Annotated in this window: 16 protein-coding genes; 4 read left to right on the forward strand and 12 right to left on the reverse strand. The window is 63.3% G+C overall.

Annotation, left to right across the window (positions count from 1 at the left end; genetic code table 11):
* Positions 1–106: 106 nt before the first annotated feature.
* The 9 genes from M1D89_RS15185 to argC all read right to left on the reverse strand — a co-directional run bounded on the left by M1D89_RS15185 (position 107) and on the right by argC (position 9,727).
* Positions 107–844 (reverse strand): maleylpyruvate isomerase family mycothiol-dependent enzyme, encoded by a 738-nt coding sequence (locus M1D89_RS15185; protein ID WP_498644700.1) that lies wholly within the window; start codon positions 842–844, stop codon positions 107–109.
* A gap of 107 nt (positions 845–951) precedes the next feature.
* Entirely contained in the window at positions 952–2,427 is a 1,476-nt protein-coding gene (gene argH, locus M1D89_RS15190) for an argininosuccinate lyase (protein WP_498644702.1), read from the reverse strand.
* A complete protein-coding gene (locus tag M1D89_RS15195) occupies positions 2,424–3,629 on the reverse strand; it encodes an argininosuccinate synthase (protein WP_091466547.1) in 1,206 nt (401 codons plus the stop codon). Before M1D89_RS15195 ends, argH begins: the two co-directional genes overlap by 4 nt.
* A gap of 71 nt (positions 3,630–3,700) precedes the next feature.
* Positions 3,701–4,237, reverse strand: a complete 537-nt coding sequence (locus M1D89_RS15200; protein WP_011774347.1) for an arginine repressor — start codon at positions 4,235–4,237, stop codon at positions 3,701–3,703.
* Positions 4,237–5,244, reverse strand: a complete 1,008-nt coding sequence (argF, locus tag M1D89_RS15205) for an ornithine carbamoyltransferase (RefSeq protein ID WP_091466546.1) — start codon at positions 5,242–5,244, stop codon at positions 4,237–4,239. The genes M1D89_RS15200 and argF overlap by 1 nt, the downstream gene beginning before the upstream one ends.
* Positions 5,241–6,581 carry an acetylornithine transaminase gene (locus M1D89_RS15210; RefSeq protein WP_498644706.1) on the reverse strand — a complete coding sequence of 447 codons (1,341 nt, stop codon included), beginning with the start codon at positions 6,579–6,581 and terminating at the stop codon, positions 5,241–5,243. Before M1D89_RS15210 ends, argF begins: the two co-directional genes overlap by 4 nt.
* Positions 6,578–7,522 carry an acetylglutamate kinase gene (gene argB / locus M1D89_RS15215; protein ID WP_498650964.1) on the reverse strand — a complete coding sequence of 315 codons (945 nt, stop codon included), beginning with the start codon at positions 7,520–7,522 and terminating at the stop codon, positions 6,578–6,580. Before argB ends, M1D89_RS15210 begins: the two co-directional genes overlap by 4 nt.
* Positions 7,523–7,532: 10 nt before the next feature.
* Entirely contained in the window at positions 7,533–8,699 is a 1,167-nt protein-coding gene (gene argJ, locus M1D89_RS15220; RefSeq protein WP_498644708.1) for a bifunctional glutamate N-acetyltransferase/amino-acid acetyltransferase ArgJ, read from the reverse strand.
* Positions 8,696–9,727 carry an N-acetyl-gamma-glutamyl-phosphate reductase gene (gene argC, locus M1D89_RS15225; protein WP_498644710.1) on the reverse strand — a complete coding sequence of 344 codons (1,032 nt, stop codon included), beginning with the start codon at positions 9,725–9,727 and terminating at the stop codon, positions 8,696–8,698. The genes argJ and argC overlap by 4 nt, the downstream gene beginning before the upstream one ends.
* A 167-nt stretch (positions 9,728–9,894) precedes the next feature.
* Between argC and M1D89_RS15230 the strand changes: the two genes are divergently transcribed.
* The 4 genes from M1D89_RS15230 (at position 9,895) to M1D89_RS15245 (ending at position 17,454) form a co-directional block, all read left to right on the forward strand.
* Positions 9,895–10,983: a fatty acid desaturase family protein gene (locus tag M1D89_RS15230; RefSeq protein WP_498644712.1), complete on the forward strand. Its 1,089-nt coding sequence runs from the start codon at positions 9,895–9,897 to the stop codon at positions 10,981–10,983.
* 85 nt (positions 10,984–11,068) lie between these two features.
* On the forward strand, positions 11,069–12,034 hold the full coding sequence (locus tag M1D89_RS15235) for a quinone oxidoreductase family protein (RefSeq protein ID WP_498644714.1): 966 nt from the start codon (positions 11,069–11,071) through the stop codon (positions 12,032–12,034).
* A 152-nt stretch (positions 12,035–12,186) separates the two neighbouring features.
* Positions 12,187–16,098: a Pls/PosA family non-ribosomal peptide synthetase gene (locus tag M1D89_RS15240; RefSeq protein ID WP_498650965.1), complete on the forward strand. Its 3,912-nt coding sequence runs from the start codon at positions 12,187–12,189 to the stop codon at positions 16,096–16,098.
* A gap of 12 nt (positions 16,099–16,110) precedes the next feature.
* Positions 16,111–17,454 carry a M1 family metallopeptidase gene (locus tag M1D89_RS15245; RefSeq protein ID WP_498644716.1) on the forward strand — a complete coding sequence of 448 codons (1,344 nt, stop codon included), beginning with the start codon at positions 16,111–16,113 and terminating at the stop codon, positions 17,452–17,454.
* Here M1D89_RS15245 and M1D89_RS15250 read toward each other — a convergent pair.
* The 3 genes from M1D89_RS15250 to M1D89_RS15260 all read right to left on the reverse strand — a co-directional run bounded on the left by M1D89_RS15250 (position 17,451) and on the right by M1D89_RS15260 (position 19,781).
* Positions 17,451–18,089, reverse strand: coding sequence for a 4'-phosphopantetheinyl transferase family protein (locus M1D89_RS15250; RefSeq protein ID WP_498644718.1), 639 nt, complete (start codon positions 18,087–18,089; stop codon positions 17,451–17,453). The genes M1D89_RS15245 and M1D89_RS15250 overlap by 4 nt on opposite strands.
* Before the next feature lie 27 nt (positions 18,090–18,116).
* Positions 18,117–18,776: a hypothetical protein gene (locus M1D89_RS15255; protein ID WP_498644720.1), complete on the reverse strand. Its 660-nt coding sequence runs from the start codon at positions 18,774–18,776 to the stop codon at positions 18,117–18,119.
* A gap of 138 nt (positions 18,777–18,914) precedes the next feature.
* Positions 18,915–19,781: a trypsin-like serine peptidase gene (locus M1D89_RS15260; RefSeq protein WP_498644722.1), complete on the reverse strand. Its 867-nt coding sequence runs from the start codon at positions 19,779–19,781 to the stop codon at positions 18,915–18,917.
* Between the last annotated feature and the right edge of the window lie 101 nt (positions 19,782–19,882).

Genomic DNA, 19,882 nt, shown 5'->3' on the forward strand with positions numbered 1-19,882 from the left:
GCGACCGGCTCAAACCCGAGGGACGTGAGCGAGCGACCAACCCAAGCCCGAGGGACGTGAGCGAGCGACCGGCTCAAACCCGAGGGACGTGAGAGAGCATCCGGGTTCAGCGGGCCGCGGGCTGCGCCGCCGGCCACGGCAGCAGCTCCGGCAGGTCCACCCCGTCAGCGGCAGCAGTAGCCCTCAGGCTCCCCAAGCTGGGCTCGCGGCCGGCAAGCCACGCGGCGATGTCGGTCAGCATGCCAGTGATGGCTATGGAAGTGCCGCCCGTACCGATGCTCAGCTGCGGCAGGCCTGTAGGCTGCAGGACAAATTTGAAGGATTCCGGGACACGTGCCGCGAGGAACCCTATGAGGTGCTCGCAGAACGGACGGCTCCACGTCTCCGGACCGTAACCCATGCCAAGGTCGGCAGCATGAATGGTGAGTTCGCGCCACAGGGCCAGCCCGCCGTCGAACACTGTGCCATCCCGATAGGCGATGCGCGCTTGCCAATCACTCGATCCCAAGGCGTCGAACGCCGAAATCGCTGCACCCACGGAAGTGGTGACGGACACCCTGTGCTGGTCGAGGCTGTGCCCGGCGGCGAGTTCTATCGCCTTGGTGCGGCCGTCCATTCCGCCGTCGTAAAGCTCCACAGTTTCCCCGCGGCGCGCGTACTCAAGTTGCCGTGCCATGGCGTTGGAAATGCCCGCAAGGTGCGCAAGGACATGGCCTCGGGTCCAGCCGGGAAGCTCCGATGGTTCGGCGACGGACGATTTGTCCATCTTGGACAGGAGGCGGGTGACGGTGTCGGCGGCTTTGTGAAGCTCTGCGGGCAGCGTCTCAGGGGTGATCCGGGTCATAGCGTCATGTTAACGCACAGCAGAACGGAACAAACGCAGAGCGAGGTGGCACTTCGCGACAGTAACGCCCCAAGGCGTCGCTGCGAAGTGCCACCTCGCCAGTGGTTCTAGCTCGCGTAGGAGCGCGCTGCGTCCAGTTCCGCTTCAAGGGCAGCCAACTGGCGTTCGACGGCGGCCGGTGCCGTTCCGCCCTGCGAGTTGCGGCTGTTGAGCGAACCTTCGGTGCTCAGAACGCTGCGGACCTCGGGAGTCAGGTGCTCGGAGATCGCTGAGTACTCTTCATCCGTCAGGTCCCACAGCTCCACGCCGCGGCCTTCGGCCTGTTTGACCGCCGCACCGGACAACTCGTGGGCTTCACGGAACGGAACGCCCTGCCGGACCAGCCACTCAGCAATGTCCGTGGCCAACGCGAAGCCCTGAGGGGCCAGCGATTCCATGCGCTCTGTGTTGAACTTCAGCGTGGCGATCATGCCGGACACGGCTGGAAGCAGCAGCTCCAAGGTGTCCGCGGCGTCGAAGACCGGTTCTTTGTCCTCTTGCAGATCGCGGTTGTACGCGAGCGGCAGGCCTTTGAGCGTCGCCAGCAGTCCGGTCAGGTTGCCGATGAGGCGACCTGCCTTGCCGCGTGCGAGCTCGGCGACGTCCGGATTCTTCTTCTGCGGCATGATCGAGGACCCCGTGGAGTACGAATCGTGCAGCGTCACGAAGGAGAATTCCTTGGTTGCCCAGAAGATGACTTCCTCGGAGATCCGGGAGAGGTCCACACCAATCATGGAGCACACCCAGGCGAACTCGGCGAAGACATCACGGGAGGCAGTGCCATCGATCGAGTTATGCACTGCAGAGAAGAAGCCAAGGTCAGCGGCAACAGCCTCTGGGTCCAGGCCCAGGGACGAACCGGCCAGAGCACCCGAACCGTACGGCGAAACACCGGCTCGCTTGTCCCAGTCCTGGAGGCGCTGCACGTCTCGAAGCAGTGCCCAGGCATGTGCCAGAAGGTGGTGGCTCAGCAACACCGGCTGCGCGTGCTGCAAGTGTGTCCGGCCCGGCATGGCGACGCCCTGGTGGGCTTTTGCCTGCTCAACCAGTGCGTCGATGGTGGCAAGCACGCCGCCAGCGATGATCCGGGCGTGGTCACGCAGGAACATGCGGCCGAGGGTGGCAACCTGATCGTTGCGCGAACGGCCGGCGCGGAGCTTGCCGCCCAGTTGGGTTCCGGCACGCTCGATCAGGCCACGCTCAAGTGAACCGTGAACATCCTCATCGCTCTCGGCAGGGAGGTAGGCACCGCTCGCCACGTCCTCGTCCAGCTGGGTGAGGGCGGCGAGCATGCCTTCGAGCTCGGCGTCGTCCAACAGCCCGGCCTTGGCCAGCACGCGGGCGTGCGCCTTGGAACCGGCTATGTCGTAGCGGGCCAGCCGCCAGTCAAAGTGCGTGGACTTGCTCAAGGCTGCCAGCGCATCCGCGGGGCCGCCGGCGAACCGGCCGCCCCACAGTGCACCTTCGTTTGTCCCTGAACGCTCCCCGACCTCGCGTCGCTCGGCCGGGGACCCCTGCGTTCCGGGGCCCTGCTGAGGACTCATTCGCCTGCGACGCGCAGGTCGCGGCCCGAAGCAACCTTGGAGGACATGCCCCACAGCTCGATGAAACCGCGTGCCATGGACTGGTCGAAAGTATCGCCGGTGTCGTAGGTGGCGAGGTCGAAGTCGTACAGCGAGGTCTCGGAGCGACGACCGTTGACGATAGCCTGGCCGCCGTGGAGGACCATGCGGATGTCACCGGAAACGTACTGCTGCGTGTCTTCGATGAAAGCGTCCAAGGAGCGCTTCAGCGGGGAGAACCACTGGCCGTCGTAGACCAGCTCTGCCCAGCGCTGGCCAACAGTTGCCTTGAAGCGGGCCTGCTCACGCTCGATGGTGATGTCCTCGAGGTGCTTGTGAGCGGTGATCAGCGCCATGGCACCCGGGGCTTCGTAGATTTCACGGGACTTGATGCCGACGAGGCGGTCCTCGACGACGTCGATGCGGCCAACGCCCTGCGCGCCTGCACGACGGTTCAGTTCCTGGATGGCCTGCAGCGGGGTGACCTTGACGCCGTCGATCGCCACCGGAACACCGGCCTGGAAGGAGATGGTGACCTCATCCGGCGCCGGCGGGAATTCCGGAGTGGCGGTGTAGTCGTAGATGTCCTTGGTGGGAGCGTTCCAGATGTCCTCGAGGTAACCGGTCTCGACGGCGCGTCCCCAGACGTTCTGGTCGATCGAGTACGGGTTCTTCTTGGTGGTCTCGATCGGCAGACCCTTTTCCTCGGCGAAGGCGATGGCCTTGTCGCGGGTCAGGGCGAGGTCGCGGACGGGTGCAATGCACTTCAGGTCCGGGCCGAGGGTCTGGATGCCAACTTCGAAACGGACCTGGTCGTTGCCCTTGCCGGTGCAGCCGTGGGCAACGGTGGTGGCACCGAATTCGCGGGCAGCCTTCACGAGGTGCTTCACAATGACTGGACGGGAGATAGCCGATACCAGCGGGTAGTGGCCCTGGTAGAGGGCGTTGGCCTTCAGGGTGGGCATGGCGTACTCGTTGGCGAACTCGTCACGGGCGTCGGCCACGTAAGCCTCAACCGCGCCGCAACCGAGGGCGCGCTGGCGAATGGTCTCCAGCGACTCGCCGCCCTGTCCGACGTCGACGGCCACAGCGATGACCTCGGCGCCGGTGGCTTCACCGATCCAGCCGATGGCTACGGAAGTATCAAGGCCACCGGAGTAGGCCAGAACAATGCGCTCAGTCACGAGAGTGCTCCTTTGTTGTTGCTTGGTTCATTCGAATCAATGCTGTGTGAATCAATGCTGAAAAAGATCAATTAGTTGCCAGGCCCGGCTTCTTCGGCCATGCGCAGGAAACGCGCCGCCAGTTCAGCCCCGCCATCGGGATCCCGTGCGACCAGCAGCAAAGTGTCGTCGCCTGCGATCGTACCCAATACCGACGGCATCACGGAGTGGTCAACTGCCAAGGCCAGGAAATTGGCTGCTCCCGGCGGGGTGCGGAGGACCACGATGTTGCCCGATGCCTCCGCTGTCACCAGGAGTTCGCCGCAAAGCCGCGTCAGCCGCGCATCCAAAATTTCCTGGGTGACGCCGCTCTTGGCATTGCGGTCCCCACCCTCCCCCGGGACAGCGTAAACAAGTGCGCCTTCCTTGCCCCGGACCCGTACCGCACCCAGTTCCACGAGGTCGCGGGACAGGGTGGCCTGGGTGACCTGGACGCCGTCGTCCGCCAGCAGGGCTGCAAGCTCTGCTTGTGAACGCACGGACTCACCGGTCAGGATCGCGGTAATACGCGCCTGGCGGGCAGTCTTTGTGGCTGGGCTGGCGCCCGGCACGGAAGGATTGGTGGACACTAGAACGTGCTCTCCCCGGTTCCTTCGACGGGAGAAAGACCATCCACGAAAGCAAGCCCGGAGCGGTGCATCAGCCAGGCCATCAGTGCCTTCTGAGCGTGCAGGCGGTTCTCCGCCTCGTCCCAGACAATCGACTGCGGGCCGTCGATCACTCCGGCGGAAATTTCGTAGCCGCGGTAGGCCGGGAGGCAGTGAAGCACGACGGCGTCCGGCGCGGCCTGCGCCATGGCGGCCTCATCCACGGAGTAGTCGCGGAAGAGCTGCAGCCGGGCTTCCTTTTCGGCTTCCTGGCCCATGGAAACCCACGTGTCCGTTGCTACGACGTCGGCGCCCTTGAGGGCTTCTGCAGCATCGCTGGTGATGAGCACTGAGCCGCCTGTCTCGGCCGCACGCTCCTCGGCGGCCGCCACGATCTCCGGCGCCGGAAGATAGCCTTCGGGACCGGAAATGCGCACATGCATTCCGGCCGTCACACCAGCAAGGAGGTAGGAATTGGCCATGTTGTTGGCGGAGTCACCCAGATAGGCCATGCTCAAGCCGGCGAGTTCACCCTTGTGCTCCTTGACGGCGAGGAGGTCGGCCAGGAGCTGGCAGGGGTGGTAGTCGTCGCACAAGGCGTTGATGACGGGGACCTTGGAGTTTTCCGCCATGGCCACCAGGCCCGAGTGGGCACCTGTCCGCCATACGATGGTGGACACCATGCGCTCCAGGACCTTCGCCGTATCCTCCACGGATTCCTTGTGGCCGATCTGGGCTTCACCCGGGTTGATGATCAGTGCGTTGCCGCCCATGTCCGCGATGCCGGTGGCGAAAGAAACACGCGTGCGGGTGGAGGTCTTGTCAAAGATCACGGCCACCGTCTTACGGCCGTTGCCCTCGGCGGCGAAAGGCTGCACGCTGTACGGCGCTGCCTTCATCCGTGCGGCGAGTTCCAAAACCTCAGCTTGCTCGGCGGGGCTCAGGTCCGTGTCCTTGAGGAAGTGACGGGTGGTGTTGGTAGTAGTCACTGTGCGTCCTTAGCGGTGTTGGCTGTAGCCGTAGCGATCAGGGTGGGTAATGCATCCAGGAAGCGGTCCGCTTGATCGATGGTCAGGATCAGCGGCGGCGCAAGGCGGATGGTCCTCGGGCCCGGGCTGTTGATGATGAAGCCGGCATCCAAAGCTGCGGTAACCATGGCAGGTGCGATGTCGGCATTCACATCGAAGCCAATCAACAGACCCTCGCCGCGGACTTCAGTGACAGCCTCGATGGAGGCCAGTCCCTCACGAAGGTGGGCGCCGACACTGAACACGTTCTGCAGCACACCTTGGCTTTCGATTGCGTGCAGCGTGGCCAAAGCGGCGGCCGTAGCCACTGGGTTCCCACCGAAAGTGGTGCCGTGCTGCCCGGCGGCGAGCAGGGCCGACGTCGTACTTCCGAACGTGACCAAGGCACCCACAGGAAAACCGCCGCCGAGTCCCTTGGCGAGGGTGACGGCGTCGGGAACAATTCCGGAGTCTTCGCTGGCGAGCCACTTACCCGTCCGGCCGATGCCGGTCTGTACTTCATCAAGGATCAACAAGGCACCCGCTGCGGTGGTCACCTCGCGTGCTGCCTGCAGGTATTCGGCGCTGAGCGGACGAACGCCTGCTTCGCCCTGGATCGGCTCAAGGAAGACAGCTGCCGTGGAATCGTCGACGGCGCAGCGCAAGGCTTCAACGTCACCGAACGGGATGTGGACCACCCCACCGGGCAGTGGCTCGAACGGTGCGCGGTAAGCCTCTTTGGCCGTGAGCGCTAAAGCGCCCATGGTGCGCCCGTGGAAGGCGCCCTCCAAAGCGATGATCTTGGTGCGCTTTCCATCGGAGTTATTCCGTCGGGCGAGCTTGAACGCTGCCTCGTTGGCCTCTGTACCGGAGTTGGCAAAGAAAACCTTGGACCCTGTCGGAGCATTCGTGAGGGCAAGGAGCTTTTCGGCCAAGGCAATCTGCGTGGGGCTCGTGAAGAAGTTCGAGACATGCCCGAGCGTGGCCAGTTGGCTGGAAATCACTGACGTGACGAACGGGTGGGCGTGGCCCAGGGCGTTCACAGCGATGCCGCCAAGGAGGTCCAGGTATTCCTTGCCGTCGGCGTCCCACACGAGGCAACCGGCGCCGCGAACCAAGACGCGCTGCGGGGTGCCAAAGACACCCATGAGGGACGACGAGTAACGGGCAAGCCAGTCAGCGCCTGAGCTCTGGGAAACGAGCGTGGTTGCGGCAGCCCCCGCAGCGATGGGGACCCCGCCCGCTTCGCGGTGCCCGACCACACCCGGCCCCCCATCGCTGCTGCGGCTTTCGGCCGAATGGCTCAGTTCGGTGCTCATGCGTTCACTTCCTCGTCAGGAACAACTTGCGTGCCGATGCCGGCGGTGGTGAAAGTTTCAAGAAGCATCGAATGCGGGAGGCGTCCGTCAACGATGTGTGCGCGTTCCACACCTTCGTCGATGGCTTTGAGGCAGGCGGCCATCTTCGGGATCATTCCGGACTCGAGCTTGGGTAGCATCTCGCGGAGTTCCGATGCGGTCAGCGATGAGATCAGCGACGACTTGTCCGGCCAGTTGGCGTAGAGACCTTCGACGTCGGTCAGGATGACCAGCTTGGTGGCGCCCAGGGCGGAGGCAACGGCGGCAGCTGCAGTGTCCGCGTTGACGTTGAGGACCTGTCCGGTGGTGGGACCGGAACCGTTGCCGTCGTCGAGAATTTCCGGGGCGACCGTTGAGATCACCGGAATGCGGCCGGCGTCGAGAATGTCCTTGATTCCGGCGGGATCCACACCTACCACTTCGCCCACCAGGCCGAGGTCCACATCTTCGCCATCAACAACTGTGCCTGTGCGGACGGCGCGCAACAATCCGCCGTCTTCGCCCGACATGCCCACGGCGTAGGGACCGTGGGAGTTGATGAGGCCAACGAGCTCGCGTCCAACCTGGCCCGTGAGGACCATGCGGACCACATCCATGGCTTCAGGGGTGGTGACGCGCAGGCCGCCCTTGAACTCGGACTCGATGCCCAGGCGACTCAGCATGGAGTTGATCTGGGGGCCACCGCCGTGGACCACCACGGGGTGGATGCCAACGTGGTGGAGGAACACAATGTCCTCGGCGAAGGCACGACGAAGGTCGTCGTTGACCATAGCGTTGCCGCCGTACTTGATCACCATGGTGGTACCGGCAAAACGCTGGATCCACGGAAGGGCCTCGATCAGCGTGCCGGCCTTGTCCTGGGCGTCACTCATGGAGGTGGTTTCGCGGGTGTGCGCAGTCATAGTCATCCGCTCAGCTCGAGTATGCGCTGTTCTCGTGCACGTAATCGTGCGTGAGGTCATTGGTCCAAATGGTGGCTTCGGCGTCGCCGGCCTGCAGGTCGATTTCCACCAGCACCTCGCGCGGCTCCAGGTCCACCAGGTTCCGGTCATCGCCGATTGCGCCGTTGCGGCAGATCTGTACACCGTTCATTGCGACGTTGAGCTGGTCCGCCTCGAAGACGGCGTCAGTTGTTCCCACGGCCGAGAGCACACGGCCCCAGTTAGGGTCCTTGCCGAAGATGGCGGCTTTGAACAGGTTGGAGCGGGCAACACTGCGGCTAACGATCTCGGCATCGCGTTCGCTGGCTGCGTTGAACGTCCGGATGGCGATGTCGTGACTGGCGCCCTCGGCGTCACCGATGAGCTTGCGTGCCAGTTCGGCGCAGACCTGGGTGACCGCTTCGCTCAACTGCTCGGCAGACGGCAACGCCTCGGACGCCCCGGATGCCAGCAGCACCACGGTGTCGTTGGTGGACATGCAGCCGTCCGAGTCTGCCCGGTCAAAGGTGACGCGCGTGGCATCCCGGAGGACGACGTCGAGCTCATCAGCAGGAACCTCGGCGTCGGTAGTAAGGACCACCAGCATCGTTGCCAGGCCCGGCGCCAACATGCCGGCACCCTTGGCGATGCCACCCACGGTGAACTGCTTGCCTTCGGCGTCGGTGCCCGTGAAGACGGCTTCCTTGGACACGCTGTCCGTGGTCATGATCGCTGTGGCCGCAGCGGAGCCGCCGTCCTCCGACAGTTCGCGGGAAGCAGCCTCGACGCCGGGAAGAATCTTGTCCATGGGCAGCTGCTCGCCGATCAGGCCGGTGGAGCAGACCACGACGTCGGAAGCTGAGACTCCCAGCACGTCTGCCACTTTCTCGGCTGTGGCGTGGGTGTTCTGGAAGCCCTGTGGACCGGTGCAGGCGTTGGCTCCACCGGAGTTCAGGACCACGGCGTCCACTCGTCCATCACTGACCACCTGGCGTGACCAGTGGACCGGCGCAGCAGCCACGCGATTGGAGGTAAAGACGGCGGCGGCGGACTTTTGCGGTCCGTCGTTGACTACAAGGGCCAGGTCCGGGTTGCCCGAAGCCTTAATACCGGCTTTGATGCCTGCTGCGCGGAATCCCTTGGGGGCGGTAATGGTCACGGTGCAACTCCCTGCAGGTTCAGGCCGGCGGTTTCATCCAGGCCGAGGGCAATGTTCATGGACTGCACGGCTCCGCCTGCGGTCCCCTTGGTGAGGTTGTCGATAGCGCAGGTCACGATCACGCGCCCCGTGTGGGCGTCGAAGGCCAACTGCATTACTGCGTGGTTGGAAGCCTGGACCGACTTGGTGGTGGGCCACTGGCCCTCCGGAAGGAGGTGCACGAACGGTTCGTCGTCGTAGGCATCCGCCCAGGCTTGGCGCAGCTCCGCGTAAGTAACACCGTGGCCGACTTTTGCGGTGGCCGTGGTCAGGATGCCGCGGCTCATCGGAACCAGTGTTGGCGTGAAGGAGACTGTTACCGACTCTCCAGCCGCATTGGACAGTCCCTGTTCGATCTCAGGCGTGTGCCGGTGTCCGCCTCCGACGCCGTAAGGGCTCATGGAACCCATGACTTCAGCGCCAATCAAATTGACCTTGGCAGCCTTGCCGGCGCCTGAGGTCCCCGACGCGGAGACAATCACGACGTCGTCTGTCAGGAGGAGATTGTTGGCGAACCCTGGCGTCAAGGCGAGCAGGGCCGACGTCGGGTAGCACCCGGGAACCGCGATGCGCGTGGCTCCTTTGAGGGCTTCACGCTGACCAGGGAGCTCGGGGAGGCCGTAGGGCCAGGTCCCGGCATGGGCGGAGCCGTAGAACTTTTCCCACGCCGCGGCGTCTTGCAAACGGTGGTCAGCACCGGCGTCGATGACTACGGTGCCTTCAGGCAACTGCGCAGCGATCTCGGCTGAGGCACCGTGCGGCAGGGCAAGGAACACGACATCATGGCCCGACAGGTTCTCAACGGTGGTGTCTTCCAGAATCCGACTGGCCAAACCGTGGAGATGCGGCTGCAACTCCCCTAGTCTGGAACCGGCGTTGCTGTGCGCGGTGATGGCACCGATGGTGACGTTTGGATGGCCTGCCAGCAAGCGCAGGACTTCTCCCCCGGCGTAGCCGCTGGCACCGGAGACGGCAACAGAAATAGTCATGACTCCACTGTACAGCAAGAATATTCATGCTGTCCGATATTTATGCATGCAGTTGTGAGCAGTCTCATTATTTTGGAGATTAGCCGTATGCTTAGTGGAGGGTGATCCAGACCGTGCAGTCCGAACGTCGGCTGCAGCGTTGCCCGTTAGCGATACGGGGCACATTTATGTCACCCACGTCCACCGCTGAGCGCCCCAAAGCTCGCGCAATTCAACCAAATCCCGTCGTCCAGAGCTACTCAGAGCTCCTCAAGAGCGTCAAGGCAGCCGGACTCCTCGAACGCCGTAGCGGCTTCTACATCTGGGTCTTCGTGGCCTTGGTACTGCTTATGGCCGGCACCTGGCTAGGCTTCGCACTCATAGGCGATTCCTGGTATCAGCTCCTGATCGCTGCGGCCGTGGGCATCCTGTGCACTCAGCTCAGCTTCCTTGCCCACGAGGCAGGTCACAAGCAGATCTTCGCTTCGCGGCGCGCCAACGACTGGTCCGCCCGCCTCCTGGCCACTGGTGTGGCCGGCATCAGCTACTCCTGGTGGGAACAGAAGCACGGAGCCCACCACAACCACCCCAACGTCATCTCCAAGGACCCGGACATCCGGAACAACGCTTTGGTGTTCTACGAAGACGCTGCAGCCGAACGTAAAGGCCGCCTGGCTTTCCTCACCAAGAAGCAGGGCTGGTTCTTCTTCCCGCTCCTGACGCTCCTGGGCTTGAGCTTGCAGTTCGACTCCCTTCGCTTTGTTTTCGGCAAACAGAAAGTACGTCACCGCTGGGTAGAGACGCCCATCCTCGTAGTGAGGCTTGCTGCGCTCCCCGTTCTGGCGTTCACGTTCCTGCCCATCGGAATGGCGTTCGCCTTCCTGGGCGTGCAGATCATGGTTTACGGCTTCTACATGGGTGCCTCGTTCGCCCCGAACCACAAGGGTATGCCGGTACTTCCCAAGGACAGCCGCGTGGACTTCCTCAACCGCCAGATCCTGACCTCGCGCAACATCTCCGGTGGCATCTTCATGGACTTCCTCCTGGGCGGACTCAACCGGCAGGTGGAGCACCACCTGTTCCCGGACATGGCACGCCCGCATTTGTACAAGGCCACCAAGATCGTTCGCGAGTTCTGCGCCAAACACTCCATTCCCTACACCGAAACCACGCTGGTGCAGTCCTACGGCATCGTGGTCAGATACCTCAATGAAGTAGGCCTGGCAGCAGGCCGCGGCTTCGACTGCCCCGTCGCGTCGACGCACGGACGCCGCTAAGCGTTCGACACGGGAGGCCCCAACCTCCCTAGGATGGATTCTGAAACCGGGCACCGGAAGGACCGCCCCGGAGTAAGGAGCCACCATGACGCACGCCATCGTTGCAAAGCAGTCCGGAGGACCTGAGGTCCTCGAGTACGCATCCGTGGAAACACCGTCGCCTGGCCCCGGCCAGCTGTTGATCAAGGTCGCAGCTGCCGGGGTCAATTTCATTGAGACCTACCAACGCAGCGGCACCTACAAAGTGGACTACCCGTTCACTCCGGGTGCCGAGGCGGCCGGCATCGTGGAAGCCGTCGGAGCGGGGGTCGAGGAATTTTCCGTCGGCGACCGAATTGCCACGGCCGAGGGAACCAAGACCTACGCGGAATACGCCTTGGTTGACGCGAGCAAGGCACTGCCGGTTCCCGCCGGCGTCGATGATCACACCGCCGCGGCCCTGCCCCTCCAGGGAATTACGGCCCACTACCTGATGAATTCATCCTTCCGGGTGGAGCCTGGCCACACCGTTCTCCTGCATGCAGGTGCCGGCGGCGTAGGCCTGCTGCTGACACAACTGCTCAAGGCCCGCGGCGCGCGCGTCATCACCACCGTCTCCTCCGATGAGAAGGCCGACCTCTCCACGCTGGCAGGCGCCGATGAAGTGCTCCGCTACGAGGGCTTCGCTGACAAGGTCCGTGAACTCACCGATGGCGAGGGCGTCAACGTGGTGTACGACGGCGTCGGCAAGGACACGTTCGACGACTCCCTTAAAAGCCTGCGCATCCGGGGTGCCATGGTGCTCTTCGGCGCTGCCTCCGGACCGGTACCGCCCTTCGATCCCCAGCGTTTGAACGCCGCAGGTTCGCTAACGCTGACGAGGCCCACCATGGCGCACTTTGTTCAGAACGCCCAGGAACGCCGGTGGCGCTCAGCGGAGATTTTCGACGCCGCCGCCAACGGCACCCTTGCTGTCCGGGTGGGCGCAACGTATCCCCTCGCGGAAGCCGCCCAGGCTCACAGGGACCTTGAAGGCCGCCGTACAACCGGAAAAGTCCTGCTGGTTCCCTGACCCTTTTGAACGCCACATGTGCAAAAAGCGAACAGCGGGGCAACAACGCCTGACATGCAGGGAACGGCGGACACCTTTTGTTCATCTTTCTGCGGAAAGCTGACATCGTGAGCACAGAACATCCCGCTGGGGCCGGTACGACGCCTGCCCTGATGACGTACCGTCCCCAGCTACCGGGAGGCGCAGCGGCTCCCGCCGAGCGTACTCTCATTGACATCCTGGAAGAGACCGCTTCATCGTTCCCCGAGGCGTCGGCCCTGGATGATGGGCGCAAGTCATTGAGCTACACCGAGTTACTCAAGGCCGTTGGCGCTTTTGCCATGCAGCTGAACAGTGCGGGGCTTGGCCGAGGAGACAAAATCGGCGTCCGGATCCCGTCCGGCACCAATGAGCTCTACATCGCCATACTGGGAATTCTCATGGCTGGCGCTGCCTATGTTCCCGTGGATGCGGACGACCCCGAAGAGCGGGCCCGTCTGGTTTTCGGCGAAGCCAAGGTGGGGGCAGTCATTGCTGCGGGCCTGGACGTCCAGCTCTCCGGCCCGGCAAAGGAAGCTGGCTCAACGCGAACCGTGCCGGGATTGGATGACGACTCGTGGATCATCTTCACCTCCGGATCTACCGGGACTCCCAAAGGCGTTGCAGTCAAACACCGTTCGTCAGCAGCATTCGTCGACGCTGAAGCCCGGATCTTCCTCCAGGCTGAGCCCATCGGCCCACAGGACCGGGTACTTGCCGGCCTTTCCGTGGCCTTCGATGCTTCCTGCGAGGAGATGTGGCTGGCCTGGCGGCACGGAGCCTGCCTGGTACCTGCACCACGGGCCCTTGTTCGAACCGGCATGGACCTCGGTCCCTGGCTCATCAACCACGGCATTACGGTAGTTTCAACCGTGCCCACCCTTGCCGCGCTGTGGCCGGCTGAGGCCTTGGAAAACGTTCGTTTGCTCATCTTCGGCGGCGAAGCATGCCCGCCTGAATTGGCCGAGCGCTTGGCAGTGGACGGTCGTGAAGTGTGGAACACCTACGGTCCCACTGAGGCTACGGTCGTTGCCTGCGCCGCTCCCTTGGGCGGACGCGGCCCCGTACGGATCGGCCTGCCGCTGGACGGTTGGGACCTGGCCGTCGTCGATTCCACCGGGGTTCCAGTCCCCGAAGGTGAGATCGGCGAGCTGATCATCGGCGGCGTAGGACTGGCCCGCTACCTCGATCCCGCGAAGGACGCCGAGAAGTATGCCCCCATGACCACGCTGGGATGGGAACGCGCATACCGTTCGGGCGACTTGGTGCGATACGAAGCAGAGGGCCTGATCTTCATGGGCAGGGCCGATGAGCAGGTCAAGCTGGGTGGACGCCGGATCGAACTGGGCGAAGTAGATGCAGCGCTTCAGTCCTTGCCCGGCATAGCTGGCGCGGCTGCTGCAGTACAGACGACCGCGGCCGGCAACCAAATCCTGGTAGGTTACCTGGCTCCCGTTGACGGTTACGAACCGGACCTGGACGAGGCCCGCACGCTGCTGGGCGAAAGCCTCCCGGCAGCCCTTATCCCCTTGCTGACCACCGTGGATTCCCTCCCCACCAAGACCAGCGGCAAAGTGGATCGTCATGCACTCCCCTGGCCTCTGGCTGGAGCCGGCGCCACCGAGGCCGGCAACGCCCCGCTGAATCTGCCCGATGACGCCCGGTGGGTGGTGGAGCAGTGGGAGTCCGTTCTGGGAAGTCCCGTCAGTTCACTCGACGCCGATTTCTTCGCCTATGGCGGCGGGTCCTTGGCCGCCGCCCAGCTCGTTTCGGCCCTCCGCGTCCGGTACCCCACCGTCACGGTCGCCGATATCTATGCGACGCCCCGCGTTGGGGCGCTGATTGACACTGCAAGGCAGTCAATTCCCGACGGCGGATCGCCGGGGCCCGCTGCTGAGCGGACCGTCCGTCCTACCGCCTTGAAGTCACAAATCTTCCAGGTCCTCATGGGCGTCCCGCTGCACATTCTCGTGGGGATGCGGTGGCTGACTTACCTGATGGCCGCCAACAAACTCCTGGCAGACATCGCCGGATTCGCGGCGGCACCTGTGGTCCCCTGGTGGTGGATCGCAGCGTCGTGGATGGTCTTCGTCAGTCCCTTGGGCCGGATGGCGATCTCCGTGGTGGCGGCAAGGGTGCTGCTCGGCAGGATTGAACCCGGGACATACCCGCGGTCGGGCAAAACCCATCTGCGGCTGTGGCTCGCAGAACAAATTCAGGATCTCTCAGGTGCCATCGGCCTTGCCAGCGCCCCGTTCGTTCCCTACTACGCGCGTGCCCTGGGTGCAAAGATCGGCAAGGACGTCCACCTGCACTCTTTGCCTCCTGTCACGGGCCTGCTGTCTTTGGGTAGCGGCGCAAACATCGAGCCCGAAGTGGACTTATCCGGCTGGTGGGTGGACGGCGATTCAGTCCACATCGGCCAAATCCATGTGGGAGCCGGCGCCGTTGTGGGCGCGCGCAGCACTCTCATGCCCGGAGCGACCATCGGCGCAGGCGCCCACGTCGATGCCGGATCCGCTGTGCTGGGCAAAGTGAAAGCCGGGCACCTCGTGGCCGGCTCCCCCGCGGAACGTCGCGGCAAAGCCAAGCATGAATGGCCGGCAGCAATCAGCCGACGGCCCGTCGTCGACCGGCTTTGGTTCTCCGCCTTTGCCAGCGCATCGGCCCTGCTGGCCCTTATCCCCTACATCTCTGCGTTCGGAGGTGCACTGGTGGTCCTGAATTTCATCCAGGGCCACGAGTCACTCGAAACAGCGCTTCCACAGATCGCCCTGGCCGTTCCGCTTGCGGCCCTGGTGTGGTTCTTCGGCAATCTGGTGCTCATCCTGATCGTTGCGAGGCTTCTCGGTTTGGGCCTGAAAGAGGGCTACTACCGCGTTCGCAGCCGCATCGGCTGGCAAGTCTGGGCCACGGAGCGGCTTCTTGACATGGCTCGAGATCTCCTCTTCCCCGTCTACGCGAGCCTCTTCACGCCGCTCTGGTTGCGGCTTCTCGGGGCCAAAGTCGGCAAGAATGTGGAGGCCTCTACGGTGCTGCTGGTTCCAAAAATGACCACCATAGGCGACGGTGCCTTCCTGGCAGATGACACCATGGTGGCTTCTTACGAGCTGGGCGGTGGCTGGATGAAAATTGCTCCAGCCAAAATCGGGAAGCGCTCTTTCCTTGGCAACTCGGGTATGACGGCCGCCGGACGGAACGTGCCCAAGAATTCCCTTGTCGCGGTTTTGTCGGCCACACCTGCCAAGGCGAAATCCGGCACGTCATGGCTTGGCAGTCCGCCGGTTAGGCTGCGGCGCACCGCCGTCGACGCCGATCAAACACGCACCTTCCGCCCTGCCCTCAAACTGAAGATTGCAAGGGCACTATGGGAACTGTGTCGCCTGATACCGGTCATTCTCACGGTGGCCATCGCCGTGGGCGTGATGCTTGTGCTGGACTGGATCGCGCGCGGATGGGGCTACTGGCTTGCTGCAGTCCTGGGCGGCGTGGTCATGTTGGCAGCAGGAGCTGTGGCGGCGCTCAGCTCCATTGTGGCCAAGTGGGTTCTGGTGGGGACCATCCGCTCGGGCGAACACCCGCTGTGGAGCTCGTTTATTTGGCGCAATGAGGTTGTGGACACCTTCATTGAAATGGTCAGTGCGCCGTGGTTTGCCCGGTCGGCTGCCGGAACACCCGCCCTGGTCTGGTGGTTGCGAGGACTGGGAGCCAGGATCGGACGCGGAACGTGGTGCGAAAGCTATTGGCTCCCCGAAGCCGACCTCGTGACCCTTGGCGAGAACTCCACGGTCAACCGTGGCTGCGTAGTCCAGACGCACCTCTTCCACGACCGCGTCATGAGCCTGGACACCGTGACGCTCGGCAACGGTGCCACGATGGGTCCGCACGGCGTCATCCTCCCCGCGGCGAGGATCGGCGACGGCGGTACGGTTGGGCCGGCGTCGTTGGTCATGCGCGGCGAGACCGTCCCTGCCGGGACGTATTGGATGGGCAATCCGGTGAGCCCGTGGGTGGGCCCGACTGCACAAGCGCCGCGCCTCAAGTAGATTGGACGGATCATGACCGCACCAATCACAACCCCCCTGACCGAAACCGATCCCTACGCCTTGAACCACGGCAGCAGCAGCTACCGGGTAGACAGGTACGAGTTGGACCTTGACGTCAGGCTGGGCAGCAACAAGCTGATCGGAAAAGCAGTCCTGCGATGCACGGCGCTGGAAGCGGCCTCGCAGATCGTCCTTGACCTGGTGGGCCTGCGGGCAAGCAAGGTTCAGCTGGACGGCAAGAAGCTGCAGAAGTTCAGCCACAGGGCCGAACACCTCGTACTGACGCCGGCATCCCCGATCAAGGCGGGCCAGCAGTTTGCCCTTGAGATCCGCTACGAAGGTAATCCGCAACCGCGCCGGGGCCTTTGGGGCGACGTCGGCTGGGAGGAACTGAACGACGGCGTATTGGTGGCCGGCCAGCCCAACGGTGCGGCGTCCTGGTTCCCCTGCAACGACCATCCCCGGTACAAGTCGACGTTCCGCATCTCGGTGACCACCGACGACAATTACCGGCCAGTGTGCAACGGCAAGCTCCACTCCCACTCCCGCAAGTCCAGCCGGGAAACGTGGGTCTACGAACAGACCGAGCCCATGGCTACCTATCTCGCCACCGTCCAGATCGGGCGCTATATCAAAGTTCCCCTGCACGTAGACTATACCCACCACAGGGTCCCTCAGTTCGTGGCAGTCACACCCGAAATGGCAGCTGACGCCCTCCAAGGCCTGCGCCGACAGCCGGACATGATGCGTACCTTCGAGGACTGCTTCGGCCCCTACCCTTTCGCCGACTACACGTCAGTGGTCACTGAGGATGAGCTGGAAATTCCCCTCGAAGCCCAGACAGTTTCCATCTTCGGCCGAAACCATATGCGTGATACTTGGGATGCTCAGCGATTGATCGCCCACGAGCTTTCCCACCAGTGGTTCGGTAATTCGCTGACGGTGAGCAGCTGGAAGGATATCTGGCTTCACGAAGGCTTCGCTTGCTATGCCGAGTGGTTGTGGTCCGAGGAATCCCGCACCATGACGGTCGCCGCCCGGGCAACGGCTGCCTGGAAGAGGCTCCAAACGGCCCCCCAAGACCTGATGGTGGGCGATCCCGGTCCCGAGCTGATGTTCGATGACCGCGTCTACAAGCGCGGGGCCCTAGCCGTCCATGCAGTGCGCATGGCAGCCGGCGATGAGGGGTTCTTCGGCTTCCTTCAGCAATGGACGGCCACTAACCGTCATGGGTCGGTTTCAACGGAGGCGTTCATTGAGGCCGCGGATTCCTTCATTCCCCGCTTCGATGCCGCAACGATTCTGCGGCCATGGCTCTACGAAACTTCCCTGCCGCCACTGCCTTCTGCGCGCTAACCAAGGGCCAGAGCGGCAACCAATCTGTCAGGCAGTTTCGTGGGTGTGATGTCGCGTAGACCCTTGATGTCCAGGACATCCAGTTCCGCAGGGTTACGGCGCAAGCCTTCCCCGGTCATCTTCAGCCACGCTTCTTTGCGCGCCCAGAGACGGGCGCGCTGCCACGTCCGATCCTGTTCCGGCACGCTGGAGAGGAAGCGCTTCTCGTTCTCGCTCAAGGCAACATCATCAAAGCCCTCGAACGCCGCTTGGTCAATCGCTTCCAAATCCACCCCCAGCCGGAGGCCATCCACTGGATGCACGACGGCGGCCAGCAGCACCCAGCCCGCCGCCCGGGAAGCACTGAGCGACAGAGGTGCCGGACCGCCGTCGAGCATGAAACCCGGGCGACCGTGGTCCTGGCCTGGCCCGCACTGCGGGCAGCGATAGTCGGGCACGAGGCGGGCGGAGTCAACCTCCAGGAGCGAGGCGGCGAAGCTCAGCGCGGCAAGCCGGCCGGCAACGAACTCATCCCGATCCTTAGGTTTGGTGAATCTCCTGGCACGATCCAGGGCTGGTCGGCCGAGGGCTTCGACGCGGATGTCCGGGACGATCAAGTCGTCGAGCTTCCACAGCTCAACCATTGGGCTGTCCATCACGGCTTCCAGGCCACGTGTCGTCTTCTAGAGCGGACCATACCCTGCATTTCCATACGGGTCCCGCCACGTAGCCAGATCCTCCTCGACTGCCTTCCGGAAAACAGGATCCTCTTGCACCTTTTGCCGGAAGGACTGACGAGCACTGCTTATGACTGCCGAGGGTATGAGGATGCAGACCACCAAAAGAGCCACCATTAAGACGAAACAACCGGCGAGGGTGATGACGGAAGTACCACCCCGGGCAATGGCCCCAGGCATTACCGTGGCCAGGATCCCGCCTTGCACTGCGGCCATCAGCGCCACCGTCCAAAGGGCGCTTCGAACAGAACCAGGGCCGCGCGAAATGAGGAGCCGGTTAGTATCGGGCAGCGAAGCACGAACCCTTTTCCAGGAGAATAGGCCCAAGGCCGTCAGAGCGGTTCCCAACGGACCAAGAGTCAAGATGACTACCAGGTTGCCTGTTATCGCTGAGAAGAAGACACCCGTAAGGACTATGAGGATGCCGCCGCTGACCGCGCTGCTCCAAGCTGCAGCTCGGGCGCCCTGGGCATCGGCTAATTGCCGTAAGCGGGAAGGGGCTCCAGACGGGCTGATCCGCGCCAGCTCCGGGGAGAGCCAGTAGTCGAGGGGATGCACGGGCCCGGCGACCGGGAAGGGACGTGGACCAGGACTAGGACTTGTCATTCAGTTTCTCTCGCAGATGTTGCCGGCTTGCCTCAAGCAAAACTCTATCTGCTCAGCGCTTATGGCTCCGGACAGCAGTGTTCCCCGCAGCCACGTAGAAGCTGCGGGGAACACTCCAGGCGGCTTAACCCAGCCGGGCTACTTCACCGAGGTCAGGTAATTCGCCAGCGTGGGTGTGATGCGCGTGCCTGAGTTGGAGCTGCCACCGTTGGTGTGGATGGCCATGATCGTGTTGGAACTGTTGTAGACGGGGGCTCCACTCTGGCCGCCGTAGGTGTCCATTTTGTAGTAGACCTTTTCAGTCGTCGTGCTCTCAATGGGGCCGGTCATGGACCACATGGTGCCAAACGCTTTGTCCCCCGGGTAGCCACGGACCGTCGTGCTGGTTCCGTTCAGGCTGGCCGTGGTGCCGGTGTAGTTGAGCCAGCCTGTGGTGTTGCCGATGGTGCAGTCCAGTTTGATGACACCCCAGTCGGCGTTGGTGTTTGCGGAGTCGATCCAGCGCTGGTCCGTGAAGATCTCTGTTGCTCCGCAAGTGCCGTAGGGGTCGGTTGATCCGTTGCGCCCCGGAGCCACTTTGACGCCCCAGGAGTAGTCGGCTTCCGATCCCGTGCCGCCCTCGTGCACACAATGGCCTGCGGTCAACACGGTGTCGTCGGAAATCAGGGCTCCGGAGCAAATGTATCCACCATTGAATTCGATCTGCACGATGGAGCGGTTGGGGGCAGCTGTGGTGTTGGTGATGCGAACCCGGCCATCCGCGCCGATGACAGAGTCCGTGGAAGCCCCTCCAGCCTTGGACGGCGCGGCGATGGTGTATTTGTCCGCTAACGGCGATGCCGGGGAACCGGAAACCTGCGACTGGTCGACGGTGTGCGACACGGGCTGGACCTCTGCTGCAGCCACTTGTGGCGTCGACTCTGACGCTACGGCGGCTCCGCTAAGCGAGGACGTCAAAGCCATTACTGCAGCCCCGACAAGCAAAGCAACGTTCTGCTTCTTCATGGGTACCTTTCAAGGGACGGTTCTCAGCGAACCGTGCGAGGGATGTGATACACATGCTTCATATGTGTATGACAAAACTGTCATACACATGTGAATAGTCT

The organism is Arthrobacter sp. D3-18 (assembly GCF_054408525.1).